This is a genomic window from Streptomyces lancefieldiae (genome assembly GCF_031845825.1).
GTDB classification, from domain to species: Bacteria; Actinomycetota; Actinomycetes; order Streptomycetales; family Streptomycetaceae; genus Streptomyces; species Streptomyces lancefieldiae.
This window is the reverse complement of the sequence record NZ_JAVRFH010000007.1, coordinates 1-17,129: the sequence shown is the minus strand read 5'-3', so window position 1 is coordinate 17,129 and position 17,129 is coordinate 1. Positions and strand designations below refer to the sequence as shown.

18 protein-coding genes are annotated in these 17,129 nt (G+C 70.8%); 8 read left to right on the top strand and 10 right to left on the bottom strand.

Annotated features, from left to right (window positions below):
* Window positions 1-12 precede the first annotated feature (12 nt).
* Window positions 13-339 (bottom strand): DUF2795 domain-containing protein, encoded by a 327-nt coding sequence (locus RM812_RS09020; protein ID WP_311571887.1) that lies wholly within the window; start codon window positions 337-339, stop codon window positions 13-15.
* A 174-nt stretch (window positions 340-513) separates the two neighbouring features.
* Between RM812_RS09020 and RM812_RS09015 the strand changes: the two genes are divergently transcribed.
* Window positions 514-915: an SseB family protein gene (locus RM812_RS09015; protein ID WP_311571886.1), complete on the top strand. Its 402-nt coding sequence runs from the start codon at window positions 514-516 to the stop codon at window positions 913-915.
* Here the strand turns inward: RM812_RS09015 and RM812_RS09010 are convergent.
* The 5 genes from RM812_RS09010 to RM812_RS08990 form a co-directional block, all read right to left on the bottom strand.
* Window positions 898-1,317, bottom strand: coding sequence for a MarR family winged helix-turn-helix transcriptional regulator (locus tag RM812_RS09010; protein ID WP_311571885.1), 420 nt, complete (start codon window positions 1,315-1,317; stop codon window positions 898-900). The two genes, RM812_RS09015 and RM812_RS09010, sit on opposite strands and share 18 nt — an antisense overlap.
* Before the next feature lie 112 nt (window positions 1,318-1,429).
* Window positions 1,430-2,461, bottom strand: a complete 1,032-nt coding sequence (locus RM812_RS09005) for a LacI family DNA-binding transcriptional regulator (protein ID WP_311571884.1) — start codon at window positions 2,459-2,461, stop codon at window positions 1,430-1,432.
* Window positions 2,458-3,363, bottom strand: a complete 906-nt coding sequence (locus RM812_RS09000) for a carbohydrate ABC transporter permease (protein WP_311571883.1) — start codon at window positions 3,361-3,363, stop codon at window positions 2,458-2,460. The genes RM812_RS09005 and RM812_RS09000 overlap by 4 nt, the downstream gene beginning before the upstream one ends.
* Window positions 3,360-4,289 carry a carbohydrate ABC transporter permease gene (locus tag RM812_RS08995; RefSeq protein WP_311571882.1) on the bottom strand — a complete coding sequence of 310 codons (930 nt, stop codon included), beginning with the start codon at window positions 4,287-4,289 and terminating at the stop codon, window positions 3,360-3,362. Before RM812_RS08995 ends, RM812_RS09000 begins: the two co-directional genes overlap by 4 nt.
* A complete protein-coding gene (locus RM812_RS08990; RefSeq protein ID WP_311571881.1) occupies window positions 4,286-5,605 on the bottom strand; it encodes an ABC transporter substrate-binding protein in 1,320 nt (439 codons plus the stop codon). Before RM812_RS08990 ends, RM812_RS08995 begins: the two co-directional genes overlap by 4 nt.
* 185 nt (window positions 5,606-5,790) lie before the next feature.
* On the opposite strand from RM812_RS08990, the gene RM812_RS08985 reads away from it, so the two are divergent.
* From RM812_RS08985 to RM812_RS08960, 6 genes are all read left to right on the top strand, one after another.
* A complete protein-coding gene (locus RM812_RS08985) occupies window positions 5,791-7,812 on the top strand; it encodes a beta-galactosidase (protein ID WP_311571880.1) in 2,022 nt (673 codons plus the stop codon).
* Window positions 7,813-7,867: 55 nt separating this feature from the next.
* On the top strand, window positions 7,868-9,430 hold the full coding sequence (locus RM812_RS08980) for a glycosyl hydrolase 53 family protein (protein WP_311571879.1): 1,563 nt from the start codon (window positions 7,868-7,870) through the stop codon (window positions 9,428-9,430).
* A gap of 258 nt (window positions 9,431-9,688) precedes the next feature.
* On the top strand, window positions 9,689-10,153 hold the full coding sequence (gene crcB / locus RM812_RS08975; protein WP_311571878.1) for a fluoride efflux transporter CrcB: 465 nt from the start codon (window positions 9,689-9,691) through the stop codon (window positions 10,151-10,153).
* Complete coding sequence (locus tag RM812_RS08970) at window positions 10,150-10,539, top strand: DUF190 domain-containing protein (protein WP_311571877.1); 390 nt, start codon at window positions 10,150-10,152, stop codon at window positions 10,537-10,539. The genes crcB (RM812_RS08975) and RM812_RS08970 overlap by 4 nt, the downstream gene beginning before the upstream one ends.
* On the top strand, window positions 10,536-10,910 hold the full coding sequence (crcB, locus tag RM812_RS08965; protein ID WP_311571876.1) for a fluoride efflux transporter CrcB: 375 nt from the start codon (window positions 10,536-10,538) through the stop codon (window positions 10,908-10,910). Before RM812_RS08970 ends, crcB (RM812_RS08965) begins: the two co-directional genes overlap by 4 nt.
* Before the next feature lie 107 nt (window positions 10,911-11,017).
* Window positions 11,018-11,854, top strand: coding sequence for an undecaprenyl-diphosphate phosphatase (locus RM812_RS08960; RefSeq protein WP_311571875.1), 837 nt, complete (start codon window positions 11,018-11,020; stop codon window positions 11,852-11,854).
* A gap of 39 nt (window positions 11,855-11,893) precedes the next feature.
* On the opposite strand, the gene RM812_RS08955 is transcribed toward RM812_RS08960, so the two are convergent.
* The 4 genes from RM812_RS08955 to RM812_RS08940 form a co-directional block, all read right to left on the bottom strand.
* Window positions 11,894-12,952 carry a fatty acid desaturase family protein gene (locus RM812_RS08955; RefSeq protein ID WP_311571874.1) on the bottom strand — a complete coding sequence of 353 codons (1,059 nt, stop codon included), beginning with the start codon at window positions 12,950-12,952 and terminating at the stop codon, window positions 11,894-11,896.
* A 187-nt stretch (window positions 12,953-13,139) separates the two neighbouring features.
* Window positions 13,140-14,318, bottom strand: a complete 1,179-nt coding sequence (locus tag RM812_RS08950; RefSeq protein WP_311571873.1) for a D-alanyl-D-alanine carboxypeptidase family protein — start codon at window positions 14,316-14,318, stop codon at window positions 13,140-13,142.
* 119 nt (window positions 14,319-14,437) lie between these two features.
* Window positions 14,438-15,577 carry a transcription termination factor Rho gene (rho, locus tag RM812_RS08945; RefSeq protein WP_311571872.1) on the bottom strand — a complete coding sequence of 380 codons (1,140 nt, stop codon included), beginning with the start codon at window positions 15,575-15,577 and terminating at the stop codon, window positions 14,438-14,440.
* A 371-nt stretch (window positions 15,578-15,948) separates the two neighbouring features.
* A complete protein-coding gene (locus tag RM812_RS08940) occupies window positions 15,949-16,350 on the bottom strand; it encodes a nuclear transport factor 2 family protein (RefSeq protein ID WP_311571871.1) in 402 nt (133 codons plus the stop codon).
* A 68-nt stretch (window positions 16,351-16,418) separates the two neighbouring features.
* On the opposite strand from RM812_RS08940, the gene RM812_RS08935 reads away from it, so the two are divergent.
* A complete protein-coding gene (locus RM812_RS08935; protein WP_311571870.1) occupies window positions 16,419-17,117 on the top strand; it encodes a PadR family transcriptional regulator in 699 nt (232 codons plus the stop codon).
* The last annotated feature ends 12 nt before the right edge of the window (window positions 17,118-17,129 follow it).

The window sequence follows — 17,129 nt, the reverse complement described above, 5'->3', positions numbered from 1 at the left end:
CGCTCCCGGTCGTCAGCGGTCCCGGTCCAGTTCCTCCTCCACGGGCGGCTTGGGTACCTCGCGCAGATGCTGGGACTGGCCGGGCTTGCCGCCCGCGCGTGCCTGCTCGGCGCGCTGCGCGGGGGAGGTGCCGAGGTCGGAGGCGGGGTCCACGCGGACCGACCGGGCCACCTCGTCACGGTTGGCGTAACTCTCGGGCGGGATGCCGCGCAGCGCGGCGACGGCGTCGGGCGAGGCACCCGCCTTGCGCGCCGCCTGGATCAGTTCGTCCTTGCCCGCGGGGAAGTCGACGTCCTTGATGGCGTCGACCACCTCGCGGGCGCTGGTGGTGTGGGACATGAGCACTTCTCCCAGTCCGTGGCTCGACTTCCGGGGACCTCCCGGGTAACCGCACGAGCCCCGGTCCTCACATCCCGAACAGGATTGCGCCCCGGCTGATCGGGTACGCGAGGTTGGACCGTCCCGTGCCGATCATCGGGGCGGGCCCACCACCGCCGCTACCAGGGATCTGCCATGGAAACACCCGCGAACGACAACTCCGTCTCGCCCGCCCAGCGTGCGCTGGACGCGCTCGCCGAGAACACCGGGGACACGGCGGCGCTCGACACGCTCGCTAGCAGCGACGTGCTCGTCCCGGTGCCCGACGACGCGAACGAGCAGGACGGCGCCGACCCCGGGACGCTGGCCCTGCCGGTACTGGAGCAGCAGGGCGGCGGGCAGGTGGTGCCCGTGTTCACCTCGGAGTTGGAGATGGCCGACCTGCTGCCCTACGTCTCCCGCTACCGGATGGTGCCGCTGGGCGCCCTCGCCGCGCAGTGGCCGGCCGAGGACCTGTCACTGTCCATCGACGCCGGCTCGGAGCACCGCCTCACCCTCACGTCGGACGGCGTGCGCACCCTACTGGCCCGCCCCTGAGGTCGGCTGGTCGTCGTCGCCCAGCATGCGGGCCAGCACGGCCCGCTGCAGGGGCAGCACCTCGGCGTGCAGGTCGCGGCCCCGGCGGGTCAGGGTGACCCACACGCCGCGCCGGTCCTCCGCGCACATGGTGCGCTCCACCAGCCCGTCCTTCTCCAGGCGGGCGATGAGCCGGGACAGCGCGCTCTGACTCAGATGGACCCTGCCGACCAGGTTCTGCACCCGGCACTGGGCGCCCTCCTCGGGTCCCTCGGTCGCGAGGACGTCGAGCACCTCGAAGTCGCTCGCGCCCAGACCGTGCGGGTGCAGCACGCGGTCGATCTCGCACATCGTGCGTGCGTGCACCGCGAGAATGCCCCGCCACCGTTCCTCGAGCCGCGCGCCGGCCGTCATGACTGCCATACGTGCACGGTAGCACCGAAGCCAGTATTCGTTGAACTCGCAACTAGTGCGCGTGCAACGAATTCCCCCGCCGCCCCACCCGACACCATCCCGGCACCGCCCGTCGCGACCGCTACGCCGACTCCCGCTTCACCAGCTCCGTCGGCAGGATCACCGTGGCCGGGTCCTCCCCGCCGATCTGGGCCAGCAGCACCCGGACCATCTCCGCGCTGATCCGGTCCCAGGGCTGCCGGATGGTGGTCAGCTCCGGGCTGGCCGCGACGGCGGCGGGCGAGTCGTCGAAACCGCCCACCGCCACGTCCTCCGGCACCCGCCGCCCGGCCCGCTGCAACGCGGCCAGCACACCTTGCGCCATCAGGTCGGAGGCCACGAACACCGCGTCCACGTCCGGAGCCTGCGCCAGCAGCCGCTCCGCGCCCGCCTCGCCGCTGGCCCGGCTGTAGTCGCCGGAGACGACGAGCCGCTCGTCGAAGGCGACGCCCGCCTCGGCGAGCACCTCCCGGTAACCGGCGAGGCGCTCCACGCCGCCCGGCGTGTCCTGCGGGCCGGTGACCACGCCCACGCGCCGCCGCCCCAGCGACAGCAGATGCCGGACCATGTCCCGGGCGCCGTCGCGGTCGTCGGCCGCCACGTAGCTCACCTTCGAGCCCAGCCCGATCGGCTTGCCACAGGCGACCAGCGGCACGCCCGCCGCGCGCAGCTCCTCGGCGACCGGATCGCCGGAGTGACTGGAGACCAGCAGCACGCCGTCCACGTGCCCCGCCGTGATGTACCGCGTTATGCGCCGCCGTTCGTCCTTCGTCCCGGCGAGCATCAGCAGCAGCGGCACGTCGTGCGCGGCCAGTGCCTGGGTGCAGCCGCGCAGCAGGACGTTGAAGTTGGGGTCCTCGAAGAACCGCTCCTGCGGCTCGGTGAGCAGGAAACCCACCGAGTCCGAACGCCCGGTGATCAGCGACCGGGCGTGCCGGTTGACGACGTAACCCGTCTTGCGGATGGCCGCGTTGACGGCCTCCTGCGCGGCCGGGCTGACGTAGTGCCCGCCGTTGAGCACCCGCGAGACGGTGCCCCGCGAGACGCCTGCCTCGCGGGCCACGTCGTGGATCGTCGGCGGTCGGCGCCGGCCCCCCGTGTTGCTCATGGTCATGACTTTACGGCCCCGGAGAGCAGATCGAGGCTCCAGAACCGCTGGACGACCAGGAAGAGGGCGACCAGCGGAATCACCGCGAGGAAGGCGCCGGTGATCACCAGGGTGTAGAGCGCCGGCGTGTTGGCGCCCTGCTCCAGCAGCGTGTACAGACCGAGCGTGATCGGGAACTTCTCGTCGTCGCTGAGCATGATGTACGGCAGCAGGAAGTTGTTCCACACCGCCACGAACTGGAACAGGAACACCGTCACCAGCCCCGGCACCATCATCGGCAGCGCGACCCGGGTGAAGATCCGCCACTCGCCCGCCCCGTCCATCCGCCCGGCCTCCACCACGTCGGCGGGCACGGCCGCCGCCGCGTAGATCCGCGCCAGGTAGACGCCGTAGGGGGAGAGGATCTGGGGGAGCAGCACGGCCAGGTACGAGTCCGTCAGGTCCGCCTTCGCCAGCAGCAGGTACTGCGGGACCGCGAGGATCACCGGCGGCATCAGCACGCCCGCCAGCAGCACGTTGAACAGCGTCTCCCGGCCGCGGAAGCGGTAGGTCGCCAGCGCGTAGCCGCTGAACGCCGACACGACCGTGGACAGCAGGGCGCCGAGACCGGCGTAGAGGGCCGAGTTGGCCATCCACTGCCAGTAGACGCCGTCGCGGTAGGCGCTCAGGTCGCTCACGTTGTCGGCGAAGCCGGTGCCCGGCAGGAAGGTGAAGGTGGAGAACAGTTCACTGCCCGACTTGGTGGCCGCGATCACCACCCAGGCCACCGGCAGCAGGCAGTAGGCCGCGCCGAGCAGCAGCGTGAGCGTGGGGACCAGCGCGATACGGCGGCGCAGCGGCGGCCCCTGCGCGGTGCCGGGCGTGGTACCCGCAGCCGGCTGCGTCTTGCGGACGGCAAGGGAACTCATCGGGCTGCCTCCTGCTTGTTGCGCCGGTTCGCCACCCGCAGGAACCCGAAGGACAGCGCCAGGGTGACGAGCGCGATGATGGCCGCCTGGGCCGCGGCGGCGTGGATGTCGCCCTTGCCGAAGGCGTCCTGATACACCTTCATCAGCGGACTCCAGGTCGTGGAAACGGAGTTGGTGAGCGGTTTGAGGGTGGTCGGCTCGTTGAACACCTGGAGCGTGGCGATGATCGAGAAGAAGAAGGTCAGCACCAGCGACGACGCCACCATCGGGATCTTGATCCGCAGCGCGATCTGCAGCGGGGAGGCGCCGTCCAGCTTCGCCGCCTCGTACACCTCGGCCGGGATGGCCCGCAGCGAGGTGTAGATGACGATCATGTTGAAGCCGGTGCCGCCCCAGACCGCGATGTTCGACAGGGCGAGGTACAGCGGACCGCCGTCCAGCAGGTCGGGCTGCGGCAGACCGAGCTTTTCGAGCACGAAGTAGAAGGGGCTGACGTCCGGCAGGTACAGGAAGCCCCACAGCAGTGCCGCCACCACCCCGGGGATGGCGTACGGCAGGAAGATCGCGAGCCGGGTGACCGGGGTGAAGCGCACCTTGTCGGAGTCCAGCATCAGCGCGAACAGCAGGGCGAGGCCCAGCATCACGGGCACGACGACGCAGCCGTAGCCGAGGACGCGCAGCGCGCCGTCCAGCAGCTCGCTGTCGCCCAGGGCGTCGGTGTAGTTCTGGAAGCCGGCCCAGACCTCGTCCCGCGCACCGGCGCCGAGGCCCAGCCCGGACACCTCCACCTTGCGGAAGCTGAGATAGACCGCGTACCCGATGGGCAGCGCGAAGAAGAGCAGGAACAGGGCGATCGCGGGGACCAGGAAGGCATAGGGGGCGCCCTTGACCCCGTGCGACCTCCGGCGTGCCGTCGTGCTGGTCACTGAGCGACCTCGAAGCCCTGCTTCTTCAGGTCGGCGACCGTCTCCTCCTGCATGGTGGCGAGGGCGGCGGTGAAGTCCGACTTGTTCTTGGCGGCGGTGGCGAACGCGTCCTTGAAGGTCGTGTAGGCGGTGTTGACGTTCGGTCCCCAGGCGGCGGGCGCCGTCGTCTTCGCGATGTCGGCGGCCTTGGTGTAGAAGTCCGGCTGGTTGGAGAAGTACGCCGGCGGGTTGGTGAAGGCGCCGCTGAGCTGGGCGGAGGTGGAGGCCGGGTAGATGCCGCCCTCCTTGGCCAGGGCGTTCAGGGCGTCGCGGTCGGTGTTCAGCCAGGCGGCGAACTTCGCGGCGGCGTCCTTGTGCTTCGAGTCGGTGGTCACACCCGTGGAGGAGCCGCCCCAGCTGCCGGTGCGGTTCTCGCTGTCGGACCACTGGGGGAGCGGGGCCATGGCCCACTTGCCCTTGGTGTCGGGCGCGGCGGTGGTCAGCGTGCCGGGAGCCCACACGGCGCTGACCCAGGCGATCTGCTCGCCGGTGTTGAGCGCCTTGTTCCAGGCCGGGGTGTACATCGGCTGGTTGTCGACGGCGCCCTCCTTGACGAGGCCGCCCCAGAACTCGGCGACCTTCTTCGTCGCCGCGTCGTCGATGCCGACCTTCCACTTCTGGCCCTCGGTGGTCCACCACTGCGCGCCGGCCTGCTGGGCGAGGCCCGCGAAGAGGCCGGAGTCGTTGGCGGAGAAGGTGGTGAGGTCCTTGTCGGGGGCCGCCTTCTTCAGCTTGCGCGCGGTCTCGGCGAACTCCTCCCAGGTGGCCGGGACCTTCAGGTCGTACTTCTTGAACAGGTCCTCGCGGTAGTAGAACATCATCGGCCCGATGTCCTGGGGGACGGCGTAGACGGCGTCCGTGCCCAGTGTGGTCTGCTGCCACACGCCCTCGGCGAACCTGCCCTTCTCGTCCCCGACCTCGCCCGATATGTCGGCGAGCGCGTCGTTGCTGACCAGGGTCGGCAGCGCCTGGTACTCGGCCTGGACCAGGTCGGGCGCCTTGCCGGCCTTGTGCGCGGTGAGGATCTTGGTGACCAGGGTGTCGCCGGAGGCCTGCTTCTTCACCGTGACGGTGATCTGCTCCTTCTTGCCCGGGCCCTTGTTCCACAGGTCGACGACCTTGTCCATGCCGGGCGTCCAGGTCCAGTACGTCAGCGAGACCGGGCCCGACTGGGCGTCACTGTCGTCGTCGGACGAGCCGCAGGCGGCGAGGGCGGTGGCACCGAGTGCGACGGCGACGGCGGACGTCACCAGGCGGCGGCGCTTCGTGTACGGCATGGATCTCTCCCCTGACCTGGGGTCTCCGCCTGCTGCGGAGACCTGCCATGCTTCTGTGAGCGTTCACAGTAGAGAAACATCCCGGACACTTGTCAATGGTTGTTGCTGTGCGGTTATGTTGGGCTTGCACCACCGACCATGTGTGTGCACGTTCCCATTTGATCGATCACATCGGGAGACCATCCATGCCGGAGACCACCCCCAGGGGCCTCACCGGGCTCGCCTTCGGCGGGGACTACAACCCCGAGCAGTGGCCGGAGAGCGTCTGGCAGGAGGACGTCCGGCTGATGCGCGAGGCCGGCGTCACGATGGTGAGCGCCGGGATCTTCTCCTGGGCCCTGCTGGAGCCCGCCCCCGGCACCTACGACTTCGGCTGGCTGGACCGGCTCCTCGACCTGCTGCACGAGAACGGCATTCGCGTCGACCTCGGCACACCCACCGTCGCCCCGCCCGCCTGGTTCTACCGGGCCCACCCCGAGGCCCTCCCGGTCACCGCCGAGGGCGTGCGCTACGAGTTCGGCTCCCGCGCCGCCATCTGCCACAGCAACGCCGACTACCGCGCCGCCGCGGCGAACATCACCACGCGACTCGCCGAGCGCTACGGAAACCACCCGGCCCTGGCGCTGTGGCACGTCCACAACGAGTACGGCGTTCCCGTCTCGGCCTGCTACTGCGAGTCCTGCGCCGCGCACTTCCGCCGCTGGCTGGCGACCACGTACGGCACGGTCGACGCCGTCAACGAGGCCTGGGGCACCGCCTTCTGGGGCCAGCGCTACGCCGGCTTCGACCAGATCAACCCGCCGCGCGTGACCCCGACGGTCGGCAACCCGGCCCAGGCGCTGGACTACCGGCGCTTCGCCGACGCCACCATGCGCGAGAACTTCACGGCGGAGCGGGACATCCTGCACCGCCTCTCACCCGGCGTCCCGGTCACCACCAACTTCATGACCGCGCTCAGCCAGTGCGACTCCGTCGACTACTGGGCCTGGGGCCGCGAGGTCGACCTCGTCACCAACGACCACTACCTGATCACCGACGGCCGCCGCACCCACGTCAACCTCGCCATGGCCGCCGACCTGACCCGCTCCGTCGCGGGTGGCGCCCCCTGGCTGCTGCTCGAACACTCCACCTCGGGTGTCAACTGGCAGCCCCGCAACCCGGCCAAGGCCCCCGGTCAGATGGCCCGCAACTCCCTCGCCCACGTGGCCCGCGGCTCCGAGGGCGCCATGTTCTTCCAGTGGCGCCAGTCCCGGCGCGGTGCCGAGAAGTTCCACTCGGCGATGCTGCCGCACGGCGGCACGGACACCCGCGTGTGGCGCGAGGTGGTCGGGCTCGGCGCCTCGCTCGACTCGTTGACCCCGATCCGCGGCACCCGCACCGAGGCCGACGTCGCGATGGTCTGGGACTGGCACTCCTGGTGGGCGCAGAACCTCCAGTGGCGCCCCAGCGAGGACCACGACCCCCGTGAACGCGCCGACGCCTTCTACGAGACCCTCTACGACCGCCACCTCACGGTCGACTTCGCCCACCCGGAAGCCGACCTGTCGGCCTACCCCCTCGTCGTCGTCCCCGCGCTGTACCTGACGACACAGGCGGCCGGGAACAACCTCAGGGAGTACGTGGAGAGGGGCGGCACCCTCGTCGTCTCGTACTTCTCCGGCATCGTCGACGAGCACGACGCCGTCCACGAGGGCGCCTACCCGGGCCCGCTCAGGGACGTGCTCGGCCTCACCGTCGAGGAGTTCTCGCCCCTGCTGGCGGGCGAACGGGTGAGGATCACCGGCCCGGACGGCCACGAGTTGACCGGCGACGTGTGGACGGAGTTCGTCGTGCCGCGCGGCGCCGAGCCGGTGTGGACGTACGCCGACGGTCTGACCGCGGGCCGCCCGGCCGTCACCCGGCACCGCCTCGGCGAGGGCACCGCCTGGTACGTCTCCACCCGCCTCGGCGCCGAGGGCCTGGACGCCGTCCTCGGCCGGGCGGCTCAGGACGCGCGCATCACTCCCCGCGCCGACCTGCCCCGCGACGTCGAAGTGGTGCGCCGCACCGGCGAGTCGGGCACCTACCTGTTCGCCGTCAACCACACCGCTTCGGACACCAAGGTGCCACTGGACGCACACGGCACCGAAGTGCTGACCGGGGAACGCGCCGCGGGCCGCCTCGCGGTCCCGGCCGGCGCCGTCCGGGTCGTACGGCTCGACGACTAGCCGCCGTTCTCGCTGTTTCCTACCCACCCCCAAGTCGAAGGGACGACGGACGACGATGTTCCATCCCAGACGCACCCTCAAGGCCCTGCTGCCGCCTCTCGTGGCCGGCCTCGCCCTCACCGCGCTGCCGGCCCAGAGCGCCCACGCGGCGAGCACGCTCACCAACGGCGGCTTCGAGGCCGACGGCGGAGGAACGGCCACGCCCGCCGGCTGGTCGGAGTACGGCTCGACCGGCGCCTCGTACACCGAGGCGGGCGGCCACGGCGGCAGCAACCGGCTGAGCCACTGGTCGTCGTCCGCGTACAAGGTCGAGACGTACCAGTACCTTTCCGGACTCACCAACGGCAGCTACCGGCTGACCGCCTGGGTCCGCTCCGGCGGCGGTCAGAACGCCGCCTGGATAGCCCTGAAGAACTGCGGCCCGGCCGAGCAGCGCACCGACCTTCCGGTGTCCGCCAGTGGTTGGGTCCGGATCGTCGTGCCGGTCGACGTGACCGCCAACCAGTGCACCGTCAGCATCAACAGTGACGCGAACGCCGGCAACTGGATCAATGTCGACGACCTGACCTTCACGCCGGGCACGTCCTTCGGACTGCCGGTCAAGGGGGCCGATGTCTCGTCCCTCGCCAAGAGCGAGGCCAAGGGCGGCACCTACCGGACGAGTTCGGGATCCGCGGGCGACGCGCTGGGCATCCTGAAGTCCGCCGGCATGAACTACGCCCGCCTGAAGGTCTGGGTGAACCCGGCCGACGGCTACAACGACAAGGCACGGGTTCTGGCGACCGCCAAGCGCGTCAAGGCGCAGGGCATGAAGCTGCTGGTCGACTTCCACTACTCGGACATCTGGGCCGACCCGGGCGCGCAGAGCAAGCCCGCCGCCTGGTCGGGGCACTCGTACGGTCAGCTCAAGACGGACGTGTACCGCCACACCCACGACGTGCTGAGCGCGCTCAAGAAGCAGGGCACCGGCGCCGACATGGTCCAGGTCGGCAACGAGATCAACGGCGGCATGCTGTGGAACGAGGGCTCCACGGACAACTGGCCGCAGCTCGCCGGGCTGATCAACAGCGGTTACGACGCGGTCAAGAAGGTCGACGTGGCCACACCCGTCGCGCTGCACCTCGCCAAGGGCGGCGACCTGGCGGGCACCCGCTGGTGGTTCGACAACGCCGTCGGGCACGGCGTCCGCTTCGACGCCATCGGCCTGTCGTACTACGGCTACTGGCACGGCCCGCTGTCCGACTTCCAGACCACCCTGGACGACGCGGCCGCCCGCTACGGCAAGCCGGTCTTCGTCGCCGAGACGGCCTACCCGTTCCGGCTGGACAGCGAGGACGCGCACGAGAACATCATCGACGTCGGCGGTGAGCTCGTTCCCGGCTACCCGGCGACCCCGGCCGGGCAGACGGCGTGGATGAACACGGTGGCGGACATCGTGGAGGCCGTTCCCAACGGCCGCGGCCTCGGCGTCTTCTACTGGGAGGCGACCTGGACCGCCGTCGACGGCAACGGCTGGGACCCCACCGACCCGTCCTCCGGCAACGGCTGGGAGAACCAGGCCCTGTTCGGCTACGACGACAGGGCGCTGCCGGCGACGGCGTGGTTCCGCCACCGCTGACCGCGCACGTGAGCCCTTCCCGCCGCGGCACCCCGCAGGCGTCGTCGCGCACGGCGTCCGCGGGGCGCTGGGCGCGAGGGGGCGCTCTCGAAGTGACCGGGGTGCCGCCCCGGCGTTAGGCTGAGCATCAGCCGCGGCCGGTGCGCGCGGCGCGGCGGTGGGGCCCGCCGTACCCGAACCGCGGCACGGACGCCGCCAACGGTCCCTACTTGCGAATCGGGGGCATCCCCCTGCCCGGCGAGTAGGAGACGCACGACCATGACAGCCCCGAGGACCGAGAGTTTCGGCGATGTCCGCCCCGCCACCCCGAGGGCGCGGCGGTGGCGCGCCCAGGTACCGCTCGTCGTGGTCGTGGCCCTCGGCGGTGGCACCGGCGCCGCCGCCCGCTACGCGGCTTCCTTGTGGTGGCCGACGCAGACCGGCGGTTTCCCCTGGACGACCTTCTGGGTCAATGTCGTCGGCTGCGCCGTGATCGGCGTGTTCATGGTGGTCATCACCGAGGTGTGGGCCGCCCACCGCCTGGTCAGGCCCTTCTTCGGCACCGGCGTGCTCGGCGGCTTCACCACCTTCTCGACCTACGCCGTCGACACCCGGTACCTGCTCGGCGCCGGACAGGTCCGCACCGGCCTGGTCCACCTCGCGGCGACCCCGCTCGCGGCACTCACGGCGGTGTGGCTCGCCGCGTGGGCGACGCGCCGCGTCCTGAAGCGGAGGCAGCCATGACAAGGCTGACCGGCAGCGCCCTGCGCGTCACCGTCTTCGTCGGCGAGAACGACACCTGGCACCACCGCCCCCTGTACTCGGAGATCGTCCACCGGGCCCACGCGGCGGGCCTCGCGGGTGCCAGCGTCTTCCGCGGCGTGGAGGGCTTCGGCGCCTCCTCGTTGATCCACACCACCCGGCTGCTGTCCCTGAGCGAGGACCTGCCGGTGGCCGTCGTCATCGTCGACACCGAGGAGCGCGTACGGGGCTTCCTGCCTCAGCTCGACGAACTCGTCACCGAGGGCCTGGTGATCCTCGACGACTGCGAGGTCATCAGGTACGTCGGTCGAAACGCGACACCGACCGCAGCCGGCGAAACGGACCCGAAGGGCGAGAGGCCGTCGTGAACTGGCTGCTGGTCGTCGTGGGCGGCATGGTCGGCGCCCCGCTCCGCTACCTCACGGACCGCGCGGTGCAGTCCCGGCACGACTCTGTCTTCCCCTGGGGCACCTTCACGGTGAACGTCGTCGGCTGTCTGGTCCTGGGGCTGCTGACCGGCGCGGCACTGGCCGGGGCCGTGGGCTCCGACCTGCGGCTGCTGCTCGGGACGGGGCTGTGCGGCGCCCTCACGACGTACTCGACCTTCTCCTACGAGACGCTCCGGCTGACCGGGACGGGCGCCCGCCTCCAGGCCGTCGTCAATGTGGCGGCGAGTGTGGCGGCGGGCCTGGGGGCGGCGTTCGCGGGAGTGACACTGGCCGACGCGCTCTGGGCGTGACACGGGGCACTGCCCTGCGTGTAGTAGGACTGGCCCCGCCGCGACTGTCGCCCTCGCGCACGACTGTCGCCTTCACGCCCCGCCCGCCCCGAGCAGAACGGGAACCCATGAGCGTCATCAGCATCGGTCAGGCCGTCGTCCTGGGAGCCGTCGAGGGGGTGACCGAGTTCCTGCCCGTCTCCTCCACAGGCCACCTCAAGATCGTCGAGGGGCTGATGGGCATCCCCGTCGACGACGACGCCGTCGTGGGGTTCTCGGCCGTCATCCAGGTCGGCGCGATCGCCGCCGTGCTCGTCTACTTCTCCAAGGACATCGTGCGGATCGTCTCCGCGTGGCTGCGCGGTCTGACCGACCGGGAGGAGCGCTACCACCACGACTACAAGTTCGCCTGGTGGGTGATCCTCGCGACGGTCCCGATCGTCCTGGTGGGGCTCGCGGCCAAGCCGCTGATCAAGGGGCCCCTCGCCTCGCTGTGGGTGGTCGCCGGCTCGCTGATCGTCGGGAGCGGGGTCATGTGGGTGGCGGACCGGACGGGCCGGCACAAACGGGGCGAGGACGACACCTCGTTCAAGGACGCCATGCTGGTCGGCGGCTCCCAGATCCTGGCCCTGCTCTTCCCGGGCTTCTCACGCTCCGGCGCCACCATGTCCACCGCGCTGATGCTCGACCTCGACCGGGTGGCCGCCACGCGGCTCTCCTTCTTCCTCGGCATCCCGGCCCTGACCGGCGCCGGGCTGTACGAGCTGAAGGACGCCCTGGGCACGGGGGCGGGCGCGGTGCCACTGGCCGTCGGCACGCTCGTCTCCTTCCTGGTGGCCTACGCCTCCATCGCCTGGCTGCTGAGGTTCGTCGCCAAGCACTCCTTCAACGCCTTCGTGATCTACCGGCTCGCGGTCGGCGTCCTGCTCTTCGGGCTGTTGGGCACGGGCGTGCTGCAGAGCTGACCGCCGCACGCCCGAGGGGCTCCGAGCGGGGGGTGCGTCTCAGCGGGCCTCGCGCAGCGGCTCCCCGACACTGCGCATGTGACGCAGCGCCTCCCGGTGCGAGGCGAGCAGCCCCGTCTGGTGGTACGGGACGCCCAGCTCGGCGCAGTACCGCTCGGTGATGACCTGGGCCTTGCCGAGGGCCGGTGTCGGCATGCTGGGGAACAGGTGGTGCTCGATCTGGTAGTTGAGGCCGCCCATGAAGGCGTCGATGAACGCGCCGCCCCGCACGTTGCGGGAGGTGAGGACCTGGCGGCGCAGAAAGTCGAGCCGCGTGCCCTCCTCGATCATCGGCATGCCCTTGTGGTTGGGGGCGAAGACCGAACCCAGGTAGACACCGAACAGGGCCTGGTGGACGGCGATGAAGGCGAGCGCCTTGCCGGGGGAGAGGAGGGTGAAGAGGCCGCCGAAATACAGGACGAAATGGGCGACGAGCAGCGTCCCCTCCAGAACGGGCCGTTTCATGGAAGGGCTGCGCAGCGCCTTGAAGCTGTTGAAACTCAGATTGAGGCCTTCCAGCGTCAGCAGCGGAAAGAACAAGGCGGCCTGGTGCTTTCCGATGAAACGCGGAAGTCCTTTCGCCCTGCTCGCCTGCCCCCGTGACCACACCAGGATGTCGGGGGAGACGTCCGGGTCCTTCTCCTCGTGGTTGGGGTTCGCGTGGTGGCGGGTGTGCTTGTTCATCCACCAGCCGTAGCTCATGCCGAGCAGCAGGTTGGCCACCAGCAGGCCGCCCGCCTCGCTGGGCCGCCGACGGGTGAACACCTGTCGGTGGGCGAGGTCGTGGGCCGCCAGACCGAGCTGGCCGAAGACGACCGCCAGGGCCACGGCGACCACCAGCTGGCTCCAGCTGTCGCCCAGGGCGTAGAACGCCGCGACGCCTCCCGCGAGCGCGAGGGCGACGGCACCGAAACGTACCGTGTAATAGAGGGGGCGGCGTCGAAGCAGCCCCGCGTCGGTTATGCGCCGTGACAGTTCGGAAAAGTCGCTCCCCTTTTCGCGTCGCTTTGTCTGTCCGCGCGTGGGTGAGGTTTCGACGAGCACCGTTGGATTGGCCATGCACTCCAGTGTGCGCACGCTTCCCCTGCCGCGGAATGACGTCTGCCCCCGAACAGGGGTGGAGCTAGCACCACCTCGGAGCCGGGGGTCCCTGCCCCGCCCGCCGACCACGTCCCCGTGCTCGCCGGGACCCTTCCACGACGCCGACGGGGACTGGTCGGTCCTCTGGTGGGGCGGTCGGTCGCCGTCAACTCGCGTTGTCCCGCACGAGCTTGAGTCGCAGGGTCAGCGCCGTGACGCCCGCGCCGAGCCCGGCGGCGCACACGATCACGGCGGTCTCCGGCCAGCCCGGGGCGTCCTTCGACGGCTTCACCGCCGCGGCCACCGTGGGCAGGGCCTGCGGGCCCTGCCGCGGTCGCGGACCCGCGGGCACCAGCGAGCCCACCGGATCGACCCGCCCGGCCGCCTCGAAACCCCAGTCGAGCAGCGAGCGGCTCTCCTCGTACACGGCGAGCCCGCCGCCCTCCTGGGGGTTCATCACCGTCACCACCAGGGTCCGCCCGTCGCGGCGGGCAGCGGCCACGAGGGTGTTGCCGGCGTTGCTGGTGTAGCCGTTCTTGATGCCGATCAGTCCCGGGTACGGCTCCACGCCGTCCGCTCCGGTGAGCAGCCGGTTGGTGTTCATGATCCCGTACGAGTCCCCGGTCGGGCCGGGGAACATCGCGTCGACCCTGGCGCAGTACCGCGCGAACTCCGGGTTGCGCAGCCCCGCCCGGCCGAAGACCGCCAGGTCGTACGCCGACGACACCTGGCCCGGCGCGTCGTAGCCGTCGGGTGAGCGCACCTGCGTGTCGCGGGCGCCGAGGGCGTGTGCCTCGGCCTGCATCCGGGCGACCGCCGCGCTCCATCCGCCGGTGAGCGCGGCCAGGATGTGGACGGCGTCGTTGCCGGAGTTGAGGAAGACGCCGTTCCACAGGTCGGAGACACGGTACGTGCCGCCCTCGACGACACCGACCAGGCTGCTGCCCGGACCGACCCCGGACAGCTCCTCCGCACTCACCTCGTGGCGGATGCCGCCCGGCAGGATCGGCAGGACCGCGAGGGCGAACAGGGTCTTGAGCGTGCTGGCGGGCGGCAGCTTGCGGTGCGCGTCGTGGGCGGCCAGCACCTCGCCCGTGTCGGCGTCGGCCACCACCCAGGACAGGGCCGAGACTTCGGGAACCTCCGGGGCCTCGCGGTGGAGGCGGACCTGCGTACCGGGGCGGTACAGCAGCGACGGCTGCGGCGCCACCGTCCGTGTCCCGTCGGGTGGGCCGGGGTCCGACCGGCCGGACCGGGCGGCCGCGGCGGGCATGAGCGTCAGCAGCCCCGCCACACACAGCACGCAGGTGGATCGAGCCGATCGGGATGCAAATCCGATAGTCATACCGCAAAGCTAGGAAGGTGCCCCCGAAACGCCACGCTGCCCGGGCCGAGTCGCGCTCGCAAGCACTCGGATGCCGTAGGGCACCCCGCCCGACGGGCGGAGTCAGCAGGCCGGCAGTGTCAGCAGGCCGGCAGTGTCGGCTGGACGCGCCGCAGGAACGTGGCGTTGTCCGGTGTCGCGCGCATCCGCTCCAGCAGCGTCTCCAGACCGGACTGCCCGTCCCGGGACTGCAGGGCCCGCCGCAGCCCGCGTACGGCGGTCGACTCGGCGGAGGACAGCAGGAGTTCCTCGCGGCGGGTGCCTGAGCCGGTCATGTCCACGGCCGGGAAGACCCGGCGGGAGGCGAGTTCCCGGCTCAGTCGCAGCTCCATGTTGCCCGTGCTCTTGAGCTCCTCGAAGTAGAAGTCGTCGGCACGTGAGCCGGTCTCCACCAGGGCGGTGGCGAGGATGGTGAGGGAGCCGCCCTCCTCGGCCTGCCGTGCGGCGCCGAAGAACCGCTTGGGCCCGAGCAGCGCGCCGGCGTCGACGCCGCCGCTGAGGGTGCGGCCGCCGGAGGAGGCGGCGTTGTTGTGCGCCCGGCAGAGCCGGGTGAGGGAGTCGAGGAGGATGACGACGTCCTCGCCGGCCTCGACGAGACGCTTGGCCCGTTCGATGACGAGCTCGGCGAGCGCGATGTGCTGCTTGGCGCTCTGGTCGAAGGTCGAGGCGTAGACCTCGCCCCGCACCGAACGCCGCATGTCGGTGACCTCCTCGGGCCGTTCGTCGAGCAGCACCACCATCAGCCGGGACTCCGGGTGGTTGCCGGCGACGGCGGCGGCGATCTGCTGCAGGAGGACGGTCTTGCCGGTCTTCGGCGGGGCCACGATCAGGCCGCGCTGGCCCTTGCCCACCGGGGCGATCAGATCGGTGAGCCGCCCGGTCAGGCCGGCCGCCGGGTGTTCGAGAAGCAGCCGCTCGTGCGGGTGCAGGGGAGTCAGGTCGTGGAAGTGCCGTCGGCCGCCCTGCCGGTCGGGCGTGCGGCCGTTGACCCGGACCACGTCGGTCAGGGTGCGCCGGTCGCCGTGCACGCCCTCGACCAGGTCGCCCTTGCGCAGGCCGTGGTGGCGGATCAGCGCGGGGGAGACGGAGAGGTCGGACGGCTCGGGCAGGAGGCCCGCGCTCCGCAGGTACCCCTTCCCGCCCGCGTCGATGTCGAGGACACCGCTCGCGATCTCGGCCGGGGACTGCTGTACAGGGGGGTGTTCGAGTGTGGTGGTCATGGTGTTCGGTCCTTTCACGGACGCGGGCATGAGGCATACGAAGGAAGGGAGAGAGGCCGCGCGACGGTTCGGACGACAGCCCTGCGGGCGGCGGGAACAGCACCTCGGGTACGGAGGGGAAAACCCTGCTCACGAGGTGTGCTGGGAAGCGGACGCGCCGCTCGCACGGGGACGGGCGGGTCGGCGGACCGAAGGGGAACTGGCACCGGCGCCCATGAAGGGGCCTACACAAGTGCTGACCGAAGCCTACCACGAGTGGTGGTGAAGCGACGGTGGGCGGGACGGTCGACACGTGCCACGGTCGATACGTCCCGCCCCTGTCAACGTGGCCCGCGCCGCGCTTGTTCCGTCATCCGCATGCCTGGGCCGGATCAGCCGCCCGAACGTGCCTGGGCCTCCTCGGCGATCCGCTCGAATTGCGCGGCCATGGCCGCCTGCAGGGCCTGCGCTCCCGACAGCGGCCGCACCATCACCGTGAGCTCGTCGATCCGGCCCGACTCGTCGAGGTGCAGGAAGTCGCAGCCGCTGATCTCGCGGTCGCCGACCCGCGCTCGGAAGACCAGCGCGTGATCACGGCCCTCGGCATCGCCGATGGCGCGCTCGTAGCGGAAGTCCTCGAAGACGCGGGCGACACCGCGCAGGATCGCCGCCGTGATGGCCCTGCCGTGGTAGGGCTTGAACACGACCGGGCTGGTGAAGACCACGTCATCGGCCAGCAGTGCTTCGACGGCGTCAAGGTCGTGTGCCTCGACCGCCGCGCGGAATGCCCGCATCGCGGCTCCTTATGAAACTAATTGAATAGGTGCGGAGTAGAGTAGTGTCTGCTTGCTAGCGTGTCGACATGTCTCTCAAGTACGCCGTCCTGGCCGCCCTGCTGGAGGGCGAGGCCTCGGGTTACGAGCTGTCCAAGGTGTTCGACGTCTCGCTGGCCAACTTCTGGCCCGCCACACCGCAGCAGCTCTACCGCGAGCTGGAGCGCCTCGCGCAGGACGGACTCATCGAGGCCCGGACGGTGCCGCAGGAGCGCCGGCCCACCAAGCGGCTGTTCTCGCTCACGGAGGCCGGGCGGGAGCAGCTGGACGCCTTCGCCGCCGAGCCGACCCGGCGTCCCACCGCCATCCGCGACGAGTTCCTGATCAAGATCCAGGCCATGGACGGCGTGGAACCGGAGCAGGTCCACGCGCTGGTCGAGGAGCGCAGGGCCTGGGCCCTCGGCAAGCTCGCCCGCTACGAGCGCGTCCGTGAGCGCCTGCTGGACGGCCGTACGGAGGAGGAGCACCTGCGCGCCGCCGACCGCGTCGGCCCCTACCTCACACTGCTCGCCGGGATCACGTTCGAGCGGGAGAACGCCCGCTGGTGCGAGCGCGTACTCACCGTGCTGGAGCAGCGGCGCGCCCCGGCGGGGCCCACCGGACAGGCCCTAGGTGTATTGATCACGAGCGTTGTTGACACTCGCCGGTGCTTGATCATGGCGAAGACCTCCGGTGTGGTGGAGCTGTCTAGGACTGCACCGCACGGAGGTCTTCGTGTCCCACCGTAATGCCCGGCTGAC